Origin of the sequence: Halomonas sp. LES1 (assembly GCF_031846005.1) — a bacterium.
Lineage (GTDB): Bacteria > Pseudomonadota > Gammaproteobacteria > Pseudomonadales > Halomonadaceae > Halomonas.
Genome location: NZ_JAVRGC010000005.1, coordinates 228,291 through 240,584 on the forward strand (window position 1 = coordinate 228,291; position 12,294 = coordinate 240,584).

Below are 12,294 nucleotides of genomic sequence, written 5' to 3' on the forward strand. Positions count from 1 at the left end.
TCGACGTTTCATGTGGATTTGGCCTGATCGAACAGGCGGCCCACCGGGCTGCCAATCAGGTAGATCTGGCGATGAAGCTGGCCTCGTTCCGGTAACCTCGTGCGCGTGACCGAGCCGCCTGAAACAGGCCGTTCATGCCTTCCAGTCGTGCGTTCGTCAGTCCCGAAACCCAGCGCCTGACCACCGCATTGGCGTGTCGCTCCAACGTCGCCAGGGCTTCTCCCATCGGCTTCAGCAGTGGCGTCTCCGCGACCGCCGCCTTCATGACCTTGAGGTAGTGCGTGATCCGCCACCGAGCCGCGCGTGGCGTCGGCGCCTTCTGGATCCAGCGCAGCTTCTCCTTGATCACCCAGGCATCGGACGTGGCGCTCTGGTCGGCCACCAGTTCCTGGAGCGCCGCCAGTTGCTTGGGTGTCAGGTTCTCGTTTTCCAGGCTCTTCAGCAGGGCCCAGCGCAGCGACTTGGGGTGTTCCTGCTCGCGGCGCTCCTTCTTGCGCACCTCGATACGCTTGGCGCCATGCTCCGGGCACTGGGTACGCGGCACGCGAGCATGCAGGTAGCAGTGATGCTGGAAGAAGTTCAGGTGCCGCCACGTCTTGTCGGCGAAGTCGTGGGTCGGATAGGCCTCGCCGCACTCAGGGCAGGGGTAGAGACTGCCACGCTCGGCCTCGACGTAGAGGTCCAACCGGTAGGGCGATACGGCGGTATCCAGGTGCTGGTCCTTGAGAATCCAGGGCGCTTCCAGGCCCAGGCCGAGGGTCAGAATCTGGGTGCCGTCCATGCCATACCGCCTGTCGTCGTGGAAGTCATATCCTGGCCCAGCTCAGGGGACGAATTCCACACCTGGCGTCGAAGAGCCCACGGGAGAAGGCGACTTGCTGGCCGAAACGACGAAAAGGCGCTCGATGCCACAGGGCACCGAGCGCAAGGTGACGCGAAGCCGAGTCATGTCCAATCGAGGATCAGTAGGCGATACACACCGATTTGAGCTCGGTGAAGGACTCGATGGCCTCGCGGCCGAACTCGCGGCCGATGCCGGACTGCTTGACGCCCCCGAAGGGTAAGTTCGGGTCCAGGGTGACATGGGTGTTGACCCATACGGTGCCGGCCTCGATCCTGGGGATCAGATGCATGGCCTGTGAAAGGTCGTTGGTCCATAGGCTGGCCGCCAGGCCCAAGTCGCTATCGTTGACCATGGCCAATCCCTGCTCGACGTCATCGAAGGGAATCACCGAGAGCACCGGGCCGAAGACCTCCTCTCGGGCTACCGTCATCTGTTGGGTGACCCCGCTGAGCACCACCGGCGAGACATAGAAGCCCGTCTCGGGAACCGCGGCTCCGCGCAGCACCTGGGCGCCTTCCGTCTTTGCCCGCTCGATATCCGCCAAGACATTCTGCTGATGACGCTGCGAGACCAGTGGATTGATGGTCGCCTCGGGATCCAGGCCAGGGCCGGCACGCATCCCCTTGATGGCCTCGTGCAGGCGCTCGCAGAAGGCGTCATGGAGAGAGTGATGCACATAGAAGCGCGAGGCGGCGGCACACACCTGCCCCTGATTGAGCAGCCCGGCCATCAAGGCACCAGCCACCGCCTTGTCCAGGTCGGCATCGGCCAGCACCAGCATGGGGTTCTTGCCGCCCAGCTCTAGGGAGAAGCGTGCCATGTGGTCGACGGCGGCATGGCCGATCTGTTTGCCCACCGCGGTGCTGCCGGTGAAGGTGACCTTGCGAATATCGGGATGCTCGGCCAGCCGTTGTCCGGCGACAGAGCCGGCGCCCACTACCACGTTGAAGACACCGGCGGGCAGACCCGCCTCCAGCGCTAGCTCCGCCAGGCGCAGGGCGGTCAGCGGAGTTTCGGTAGCCGGCTTGATAACGATGGAGCAGCCTGCCGCCAGCGCCGGAATCACCTTCCACAGGGCGATCATCATCGGAAAGTTCCAGGGCACGATGCCGGCCACCACACCCACTGGCTGACGCAGGGTGTAGGCGTGGAAATCGGTGCTCTCCGGCATGTTGATTGAGACCTCACCTGTCTGCCCCCCCAGCTTGGTGGTCCAACCGGCGGTGTAGCGCATGAAGTCCACCGAAAAGGCCACATCGACCATGCGCGCGACCTGGATCGACTTGCCTTGGTTAAGGCTCTCGAGCTGAGCGAGCTCTTCACCACGCTGCTCCACCAGATCGGCGAAGCGCAGCAGGATGCGCTCCCGCTGGGCAGGTTTCATGCCGCGCCAGGCGCACTCATCGAAGCGTCGCTTGGCAACGGCAACGGCCTGGTCGACGACGCTGGCGTCGGCAAGGCCCAGGCGGGTGATAGGTGTGGCGCTGGAGGGGTCGAAGACCTCGGCGTGGCGGCTGCCACCGGGGGTATGCTCACCGTCGATAAAGGATCCGATGGCGCGGGAAAGAAAGTCATCCACGTCGGGTAGGCGGGAGATAGTGGACTGGCTCATTGGGCTTCTTCCTCGGACTGAATGTGTTGGCAGGAGACTCATCGCGTGCTGTGGTCATGACGCTAACACCAGAGTCAGAGGGCGGCTTGTACCAACATGCCACCCGAGTTGTCTCTTCTTGCCAGGCTCTCTTCGGTCGTCGATCGCGCGTCGAATACCGGAAATCAAGCGGCGGCGGCAGTCTTGAGGGTATGCCCGCGTAGCAGGAGCAGGCAGAGCTCACGCTGCCTGCCCAGTACTTCCGCCGCCTCGGGCTCGGCGAGTAGGGCCACGAGGCGGGCCAGCCCAGCCGCCCGGCTATCTCGGGATAACGGCTGGTGCCCACCAGCAGGTACGACATGGTGTCGTTGCGTATTAACGCACCATCGTGTCCGTCCGTTCCGGTCTATCATGACCGACCGTTCCAGGCCAACTTGACCGGCCAGTCCGATAACCCGCAGGGCGCCATGGCGATCCTCAAGAAAACCATAGCAGAGCTGCATATGCCGTAGGTCACGGCGAAGAGGGTTATGTTCTGGGCCACCTCGGCACTGGGCGTTGGAAAGCCTCGGTCAGGGCCGGCAGATGGCATCGGTGATGCGCATGGATGCCATGCTGGCGAAGCGGGCCAGAGCGAGCAGAGGAATGCCCCGTCGCGAGGTGCTCATGAGCCTACTCTTGCCGGAAGCTTGTCTGGGCGGTGCTAGAGGTCCTTCTGCCCTGCCAGATCAACCCAAGGTATGCCGCTAGCGAAAGGATCCCCCCCAGCGCGATGGCCACGGCCATGGTGCGCGAGGTGCCGTCATGGAACTGGCCGACCAGGGCACCACCCAGGGCGGCGATGGTCATCTGCAGAAAGCCGAATAGCGAGGAGGCGGAGCCGGCGCACTCGGGGTTGGGTGCCAGGGCGCCGGCCATGCTCTGCGGCATGACGATGCCGAAGCCGAACAGGAAAAGTACATGTGGGCCGATGACCGCCCAGGGCTGGTGCACGCCGAATATCGCTAATGCTGCCATGCTGCTGCCGGACAATGCACAGAGCAAGGTGGCAATCCACAATAGACGATCTCGACCGAGGCGATGGCTGTAACGACCGCTGCACAAGGTGCCTGAAAAGAACCCCGCCACGATCAAGGTAAAGCCGATACCATACTGGAACGGCGATAGCCCCATATACTCGATGAGTACGAAGGAGGAGCCCGAGAGGAAGGCGAACAGGCCGGCGAAGCCACTGGCGTTGATCAGGGTATAGCCGAGGAAGCTGCGCTGGGTCAGCAGCATCCGGTAGTTGGCGAGGATGATGCTTGGTGCGATCGACTGACGCTTCTCGGGGGGTAGTGACTCGGGCATCAACAGTGCCAGGATCAGCAGCATGATCACCGCATAGAGGGATAGCAGCACAAAGACTGACTGCCAACCGAAGAACAGTAGCAGCCCTGCTCCCACTACCGGGGCCAGGGCCGGCGCCAGTGCCATGGTGCTGGCCATATAGGAGAGCACTCGGCCAGCCTCGATGGGCCCATAGATATCGCGAACCGCGGCGCGCCCCAGCACCGGGCCGGCGGCACCCCCGAAGGCCTGCAGGAAGCGGCCGGCCAGCAGCCACTCGATACTGGGCGCGAAGGCACACAGCAGGCTGGCGGCCAGGAACAGGGAGAAGCCGGCGATCATCACCGGTCGGCGCCCGAACCGATCGGAGATCGGGCCGCAGAAGAGCTGGGCCAGGGCAAAGCCTGTCATATAGAGGCTAAGCGTCAGCTGTACCTGGTCGGGCCCGGTATTTAATGCTTCGGCCATCGCCGGCATCGCCGGCAGGTACATATCGGTGGCCAGCGGGCCCAGGGCGGTCAATGCGGCCAGCACCACGATGGTGGCGGGGGAGGTTAGCCTCAGCACCGGAGTCTCCTCGGGGTTGTGGTATCGCGAAAAAAAACGGGCAGGGAATCGGGGAAGCCCGACACCCTGCCCGCTCCATTAGCCTGCTAGTTTATCAGCCGGCGTCTGGCTGTGCCTCCGGGGCTGCCTCGGCAAAGGCGGGAAGCGCACGACAGTTGGCGGCGATACGCCGAATCATCGGATAGGGCGACAGGTCACACTCGAAGCGTTCGGCGTTGAATACCTGGGGCACCAGGCAGATATCCGCCAGGCTTGGCGAGTCGCCATGACAGAAGTCGCCGCTGCCCGCCTCGGCGGTGAGCTGGGCCTCCAGAGCCTGGAAGCCTTCGGCGATCCAGTGGCGGTACCAGCCGAGCTTGGCCTCGTCATCCACGCCGAGCTCGCTCACCAGATACTTGAGTACCTTGAGGTTGTTGAGCGGGTGGATCTCGCAGGCCACCAGCTGGGCCAGGGCGCGTACTCGTGCACGCCCTTCGGCATCCGCCGGCAGTAGTGCCGGTTCGGGATACATCTCCTCGAGGTACTCGCAGATGGCCAGTGACTGAGTCAGCTGCGCCCCCTCGCTGGTCTCGAGTACCGGTACCAGGCCCTGGGAGTTACGGGCGAGGTTGGCCTCGCCACGCTGTTCGCCCTTCACCAGGTTGACCGGTGCCTGGTCATAGTCCAGTCCCTTGAGGTTCAGGGCGATACGCACCCGATAGGCGGCCGATGAACGGAAGTAACCGTAGAGCGTCGTCATAGGGCGTCTCTTACTCGGGCTGATACTTGACGACCTGCTGGTCGATGGCACCGAAGATGCTCTTGCCTTCACGATCGAACATCTCGATGCGGACCCGGTCACCGAAGCGCATGAAGGGTGTCTTGCTGTCGCCATGGAGGATCTTCTCGACCATGCGCACTTCGGCCAGACAGCTGTAGCCTACGCCACCGTCCGCGACCGGCTTTCCGGGGCCACCGTCGGGGTCCGGGTTGGAGACGGTGCCGGAGCCGATGATGGCGCCGGCGCCCAGGTAGCGGGTGCGTGCGGCGTGGGCGACAAGCTGCGGGAAGTTGAAGATCATGTCGGGGCCGGCCTCAGGCTCGCCGAACTTCTCGCCATTGAGATGAACGGTCAGCGGCAGGTGCACCTTGCCGTCCTGCCAGGCGTCACCCAGCTCGTCGGGCGTGACGGCGATAGGGGAAAAGGCGGAAGCGGGCTTGGCCTGGAAGAAGCCGAAGCCCTTGGCGAGCTCGCCGGGGATCAGGCCGCGCAGGCTGACATCGTTGACCAGCATCACCAGCTTGATGTGCTGGGCGGCCTGCTCGGGAGTGGCGGCCATGGGGACATCGTCGGTCACTACCGCAATCTCGCCCTCGAAGTCGATGCCGTGCTCCTCGCTGATCGCCTCGATATCTTCGGTGGGCGCCAGGAACTTGTCTCCGCCGCCTTGATACATCAGCGGGTCGTTCCAGAAGGTCTCGGGCATCTCGGCGTTGCGCGCCTGGCGGACCAGCTGGACGTGATTCAGATAGGCGGAACCGTCGGCCCAGTGGTAGGTGCGCGGTAGCGGTGAATGCAGGGTGCTCTGGTCCAGATCGAAGGCGCCTTCTGCCTTGCCGTCATTAAGTTCGGCATAGCGTGCCTCGAGCTTGGGGCTTGTGGCGTTCCAGCTCTCGATAGCGTGTTGCAGCGTCGGCGCGATGTCGGCGGCGCTGACGGCGCGGGAGAGGTCACGAGAGACGAGAATCAGTTCACCGTCGCGTCCGTTCTTGAGGGTGGCCAGTTTCATTGAGAAGTCTTCCTTTCGTCAGGGACGGGGCTGATGGGCCCCGTGCATCGTTGAAATTGACTCGATCAGCGCTGCTCAGGGGTGAAGTTCGAGCGCAGGGTCGACCAGACATCTACATAGTCGCGCTGACGGTACTCCGTGGCGAGGGCAGCCTCGGTGGGATGATAGACGTAGCGGCTTTCGAACATGAAGGCCAGGGTATCCCCCAGGTGTTGCGGTTTGAGCTCGGCGTTGGTGGCCTTGTCGAACGTGTCGGCATCGGGGCCGTGGGGCGACATGCAGTTGTGCAGACTGGCGCCACCCGGCAGGAAGCCCTCGGCCTTGGCATCGTATTCGCCGTGGATCAGGCCCATGAACTCGCTCATCAGATTCCGATGGAACCAGGGCGGGCGGAAGGTGTTCTCTGCCACCATCCAGCGGGGCGGGAAGATGACAAAATCCAGGTTGGCTACCCCCGGGGTATCCGAGGCGGAGGTCAGTACGGTGAAGATCGATGGGTCCGGATGGTCGAAACTGACCGTATTGATAGTGTTGAAGTGCGCCAGGTCATACTTGTAGGGCGCATAGTTGCCGTGCCAGGCGACGACATCCAGCGGCGAGTGTCCGAGGCGGGTTTCCCAGAAGCGGCCCGAGAACTTGGCGACGAGTGAAAAGTCACCCTCCACATCCTCGTAGGCGGCCACCGGGCTCTGGAAGTCGCGGGGGTTGGCCAGGCCATTGGCGCCGATCGGGCCAAGACCAGGAAGTTCCACTGGGCTGCCATAGTTCTCGCAGATATAGCCGCGAGCGGCGTCGACGTTCTGTCCCTTGCGCACCTGGAACTTGACGCCACGCGGGATCACGGCAATCTCGCCATTCCCGACTTCGATCTCGCCGAACTCGGTGCGCAGCCGCAGCGTACCGAGCTGCGGTACGAAGAGCATTTCGCCGTCGGCCGTGTAGAAGAACCGGTCGGTCATGTCCTGATTGAAGGCATAGACATGCACCCCGACCCCGGTCTGGGCACCGGCATCACCATTGACGGCGATGGTCAGCAGTCCATCGATGAAGTCGGTGGGCTCATCGGGAAGAGGCGCCGGGTCCCAGCGCATCTGGTTGGGGTCGGCGGCAGGCTTGTCCAGGGGCGAGGTGTGTACCTGATGATTCTCCAGCGGCCGATAGGCACTCTGCACCACCGAAGGGCGAATGCGATAGAGCCAGCTACGCAGGTTCTGGTGACGCGGCGCCGTGAAGGCAGAGCCTGTCAGTTGCTCGGCATAGAGCCCGTAGGCACATTTCTGGGGTGAGTTCTGCCCCTCGGGCAGTGCTCCCGGCAGGGCCTCGGTGGAGAAATGATTGCGAAAACCGTTCTGGTAGCTCAGTTGTTCGGCCATTACCGTATCCTCTTGGGTATATCTCTGTTTTGTTTGGTCCGTTACGACTGTCCCGCACCGTCTCGGGCGGCGATGCTCAGGGCCTCCTGGAGGACCTGCTGATCACCGATGTGGTTGGCGAGCAGAAGAATGAGGCGTGCGTTGATCCGCTCGCTCTCTGCCTCGCTGCGCTCACGGTGAGCATCGGTCAGGGCCGAGTAGAAGGCATCTGGATCGGTAAAGTTGGGGGCCAGTTCAAGCGGTGGCATAACGGGACTCCTGCTTTGTAAGCTCCTTGCCCAGAGTGCGGTCAATGGCCTGGGCGATTGCTTCACACTGGCACGCCTGCCAGCGGGCAGTAACGTGCTGGTCGGGCCGAATCAGATAGGCTGCTCCTGGAGTCAGGCCGTAGCGCTGGTCGACCAGACCATCGGCATCCTCGACCAGGGTGGTCCTCGGTAGCTGCAGCAGTGCTCGGGAGGCGGGGCCCAGTACCAGCAGGTCAAGGTCTGGATATGCTTCAAGCAGCGACTCGAGTTCAGGAGCCAAGGTCTCGGCCTCGCTGGTGGGGAGGCGCCCGTCCAGCATCAGCACGAAGCGGTCGCCGAGCTGATTGAGCAGCCATGCACTCTTGTCACGCAGGCGCACGGGGGCATCCTTTGCCGGGCTGCCCGGGCAGAGGTCGGTGGGCATGCCGTCGACATCGGGACCGTTGAGAGGCGAGTCCTCGTATCGGCAAGGCATCGAGAGACGCCCGCTATTGACCAGGCTGCGTGCAAAGGGGTAGTGCTCGGCCAGCTCCAGTGCCGTGTCACGAAACAGTCGACTCACCCGGCTCTTGGGCGTGATGAAATCGGTGGCACGAGTGGAGTTGAGAATATTCTCTGCTGCCCCATGTTGGCGTTCGGTATTGTAGGTTTCGAGTAATGCTTCGGGCGCCTCGCCTTTCAGCACCCGGGCCAGTTTCCACGCCAGGTTATCGATGCCCTGGGCACCACCGTTGGCGCCACGTGCACCGAAGGGGGATACCTGGTGCGCGGCGTCGCCCATAAAGAACACCCGGTGGTGGATAAAGTTATCCATCTTGCGGCAACGGAAGGTATAGACGCTGGCCCACTCCAGCTCGAACTCCACCTCTTTGCCGAGCATCTGCTGCACGCGGGGACGGATGTTCTCTTCCTTCTTTTCCTCTTCCGGGTCGGCGTCCCAGCCCAGCTGGAAGTCGATACGCCAGACATTGTCCGGTTGCTTATGCAGCAGCACCGACTGGTTGGGGTGGAATGGGGGGTCGAACCAGAACCAGCGCTCGGTGGGAAAGTCGGCCTTCATGATCACGTCGGCGATCAGAAAGCGGTCCTGGAAGATCTGCCCCTTGCATTCGAGACCCAGCATGTCGCGAATCTTGCTGTTGGCGCCGTCTGCTACCAACAGATAGTCACAGATCAGCTGGTAGTCACCGTCCTGGGTGGCGACCGTAATCTTCGTTTGGTCGGGGCTGGCATCGACGTCGGTGACCTTGTGTAGCCAGCGCAGATCGATATGATCCTTCAGCTCCTCGGCTCGGTCGACCAGATACTCTTCAAGGTAATACTGTTGCAGGTTGATAAAGGCCGGCACGCGATGCCCCTTCTCCGGGAGCAGGTTGAAGTCGTAGACCTCGCGCTCCTGGAAGAAGACACGGCCATGCTGCCATGTTACGCCCTTGTCGAGCATCGGTTGAGCGGCACCCAGTCGGTCCATGATCTCCAGGGTGCGCTTGGAAAAGCAGATGGCGCGTGAGCCGACGCTAACGGTGTTGTTATCGTCGAGCAGGATGCTGTCTATACCTTGTTGTGCCAGGTCGATAGCGGCGATAAGGCCGGAAGGCCCTGCGCCAACTATCACGACCGGGCAGTGGCGCACCTCATCGCTCTTCAATTCGTTCGGGCGTCGATATGGGTAGACGGGATTATTGTAGGTCGTTGGCATTCGTTACTCCCATGGGTCGCCGGCTGCGCTGCAGCGGCGACCACTCACGGTCCTGGGGATGGCTGAGAGGGGAGAGGCTTACTGGCTCTCGACGACTTCCTGCAGCGAATGCCACATCTCTGTATCGCGTTCGGCGGTCCAGATGCGTGGATCCGGATACTCACCACCAGCCTCGTCGTAGCAGCGGGTGATGTCGAAGGGCAGGCAGTGATCGAAGATCACCCAGTGGCCGTACTTGGGTTTCAGCTTGGCGTAGGTCTCGGCGTAGCACTCGGAGAGAGCCTTTCCGGCAGCCTTGCCCGCCTTGACGCTTTCATACATGTCGGCGAGGAAGTCACGGGTACCCTGAATGGCTTCCTGGCACTGTTCGGGTGTCTGGAGTGCCTCACCACGACCCGGCACCAGCTTCTCCGGTTGCATGGCCTGCAGGCGGTCCAGCGTGGCGGGCCAGTGCTCATGGTAGGCATCGCCGGTGTAGGGAGTGGCACCGTATTCGACCAGGTCGCCGGAGAACATGACCTTCTCCTTGGGCAGCCAGACGATGGTATCGCCCTTGGTATGGCCGCGACCCAGATGAATGATCTGTACCTCGCGCTCACCCATGTACATCGTCAGCTCTTTCTGGAAGACGATGTTCGGCCAGGTCAGGCCAGGCACGGAGTCCACACCCTGGAACAGACGCGGGAAACGTCCCACTTCGGACTCGTAGTCCTGTTGGCCACGTTCGACGATCAGGTCGTAGGTGTGCTGGCTGGCGACGATGTTCTCGGGCTCGTAGGCAGAAGCGCCCAGTACACGCACGGCATGGTAGTGGGTCAGTACGACATGCTTGATCGGCTTGTCGGTGATCTCGCGGATACGGCGAATCACATCCTGCGCCATGATGGGAGTGGCCTGGGTGTCGATGACCATGACGCTGTCGTCACCGATGATCACGCCGGTGTTGGGGTCGCCTTCGGCGGTGTAGGCATACAGGCCTTCTGCCAGCTTGGTAAAGCTGACCTCTTTTATTTCGGTATCGGCGTGTGATGCGAACTTCTTGCTCATGCTTCCTCCAGTGTCGTCAGGTCGCGGTGGCTTAATTCTGAGTTGGCAGCATAGTTTCTTTTGAAACTAGGTGTCCAGCTCTTCAATACTTTTATCGCGAGGTCAAGACTTAATGGCGGCCAAAAACTGACGCAAATCAGTGGTTTTTGATCATCCTTATACCTAGGTCGTATGGGTGTGATCGTCAAATTAGTTGCACTGGATACTTAATGGCGGCAAGGTTTCCGGCATGGAATGCCCGTCACAGGCTTTCCCGAGACCCCTTTCGATGACCAGGAGCTCATAAAATGTACAACTCTGCTCGTATGATGCTGGGAGCCGTCAGCGTCGCTTCGCTGACCCTGGCGATGCCGGCCATGGCCCAGACCACGATCAACGTCAGCAGCTGGGGCGGACCCAACCACGGGATCAACACCATCGTGTGGCCGACCTGGCAATCCTGGATCGAGGAGGCGACCGAGGGGCGTGTCACCCTTCAGGTGACCGAAGACCTTGGCCCGCCCGCGGCACAGATGGCTCTGGTCGCTGATGGGGTCGCCGATGCCAGCTGGATCTTTCATGGGCATATGCCCGGCCGCTTCGGATTGACCCAGCTACCGGAATTTCCCACCTTCGAGGACTTCTCTTCCGAGGTGGCTTCGGCGGCATACTGGAGGACCTACGAGGAGTATCTGGCCCAGGCCAATGAGCATCGGGGGTTGGAGGTGATGGCCATGGGCGTGCATGGGCCGGGCCAGATCTTTACCAATGAGAAGACCGAGACCTTCGATGACCTGTCCGGCAAGCGGTTGCGTGTTGGCGGTGGGGTGATGACGGAGCTTGCCGGCGCTCTGGGTGTGACCGGGGTGGCGCTACCTCCCACCGGCGTCTACGAGGCGGCCTCCCAGGGCGTTATCGATGGTGCCATGCTCACCCTCGAGGGGCTACGCAGCTTCCGTGTCGCCGAGGTGGCCCCCTACACCCTGACGGTTGATGGTGGCTTCTACCGAGGTAGTTTCGCCATTGTCATGAACCCCATGGTCTGGGGTCGGATGTCTGACGAAGACCGCGAAGCCATCGAGTCGGTCTCTGGAGAGCGGTTGTCAAGGCTGTTTGGCCACATGATGGATGTCTCCGATCAGCGTGGTGTCGAGTTCGCCGAGGAGTTGGGCAACACGTTCACCCAGGCGACGGAAGACGATATCGCCATGCTGCGCGAAGTTTCGGATGAGCTGATCGACGCGTGGGCGAAGAAGGTCAGCACCGGAGACCTGGATGCCAGTGAAGCTCTACAGTATTTCCGTGATCAGCTGGCGGTGATGGCCGAGGAAGAAAGCATCGCCTCCGACCTTGAACAGTCTTGATGACACGCTGACAGAGGCCTGACTCATGCAGACCCCGACAACCTACTGGGCTCGCGTCGGCCGGGTCTTCCAGCTGATGCTGGAGGGGGTGGCGGGAGCCACCCTCTTCGGCATGATGCTGTTGACCACGGTGGACGTGACCGGACGCTACTTCTTCAATGCCCCGATCCTCGGCGCCGTGGAGCTGACCCAGCTGATGCTGGCGGCGCTGGTGTTCCTCTCCCTGCCGATCGTTTGCTGGCGCCAGGAACACGTCAGCGTCGACCTGCTGGACGCTATCTTCCCTGCTCGCCTGGTCTGGATACGCGAAGTGCTCGTCAATCTGTTGGTCACCGTGGCGCTGTGGGTGATGGCCCTGCGAGTCTGGGCTCTGGCCGAGCGCGCCTTCTCCTGGGGGGACGTGACCGAGTTTCTGCGCATTCCCTATGGCTATCTGATCGGGTTGATCTCGATCATGTTGGCACTCTCGGCCCTGCTGACCCTG

General features: G+C 62.2%; 10 protein-coding genes and 1 pseudogene. 2 read left to right on the top strand and 9 right to left on the bottom strand.

Annotated elements, in window-relative coordinates; all coding sequences use genetic code 11:
* Positions 1–8: 8 nt before the first annotated feature.
* From RM463_RS12785 to RM463_RS12825, 9 genes and pseudogenes are all read right to left on the bottom strand, one after another.
* Positions 9–781: pseudogene (locus tag RM463_RS12785) on the bottom strand (transposase).
* Positions 782–962: 181 nt separating this feature from the next.
* A complete protein-coding gene (locus RM463_RS12790) occupies positions 963–2,456 on the bottom strand; it encodes an aldehyde dehydrogenase (protein ID WP_195688816.1) in 1,494 nt (497 codons plus the stop codon).
* Between the two features lie 651 nt (positions 2,457–3,107).
* Positions 3,108–4,331: a multidrug effflux MFS transporter gene (locus RM463_RS12795; protein ID WP_195688817.1), complete on the bottom strand. Its 1,224-nt coding sequence runs from the start codon at positions 4,329–4,331 to the stop codon at positions 3,108–3,110.
* Between the two features lie 94 nt (positions 4,332–4,425).
* Entirely contained in the window at positions 4,426–5,070 is a 645-nt protein-coding gene (gene maiA / locus RM463_RS12800) for a maleylacetoacetate isomerase (protein WP_311430221.1), read from the bottom strand.
* Positions 5,071–5,080: 10 nt separating this feature from the next.
* On the bottom strand, positions 5,081–6,100 hold the full coding sequence (locus tag RM463_RS12805) for a fumarylacetoacetate hydrolase family protein (protein ID WP_311430222.1): 1,020 nt from the start codon (positions 6,098–6,100) through the stop codon (positions 5,081–5,083).
* A gap of 65 nt (positions 6,101–6,165) precedes the next feature.
* Complete coding sequence (gene hmgA, locus RM463_RS12810) at positions 6,166–7,473, bottom strand: homogentisate 1,2-dioxygenase (RefSeq protein WP_195688820.1); 1,308 nt, start codon at positions 7,471–7,473, stop codon at positions 6,166–6,168.
* Between the two features lie 41 nt (positions 7,474–7,514).
* Positions 7,515–7,721, bottom strand: a complete 207-nt coding sequence (locus RM463_RS12815; RefSeq protein WP_195688821.1) for a DUF2783 domain-containing protein — start codon at positions 7,719–7,721, stop codon at positions 7,515–7,517.
* On the bottom strand, positions 7,708–9,420 hold the full coding sequence (locus RM463_RS12820; RefSeq protein WP_311430223.1) for an FAD-dependent oxidoreductase: 1,713 nt from the start codon (positions 9,418–9,420) through the stop codon (positions 7,708–7,710). Before RM463_RS12820 ends, RM463_RS12815 begins: the two co-directional genes overlap by 14 nt.
* Before the next feature lie 78 nt (positions 9,421–9,498).
* Entirely contained in the window at positions 9,499–10,467 is a 969-nt protein-coding gene (locus tag RM463_RS12825; protein WP_195688823.1) for an MBL fold metallo-hydrolase, read from the bottom strand.
* Between the two features lie 287 nt (positions 10,468–10,754).
* Between RM463_RS12825 and RM463_RS12830 the strand changes: the two genes are divergently transcribed.
* Complete coding sequence (locus RM463_RS12830; RefSeq protein ID WP_311430224.1) at positions 10,755–11,810, top strand: TRAP transporter substrate-binding protein; 1,056 nt, start codon at positions 10,755–10,757, stop codon at positions 11,808–11,810.
* A gap of 25 nt (positions 11,811–11,835) precedes the next feature.
* A partial coding sequence (locus RM463_RS12835) for a TRAP transporter small permease (protein ID WP_311430225.1) occupies positions 11,836–12,294 on the top strand: 459 nt, incomplete at its 3' end.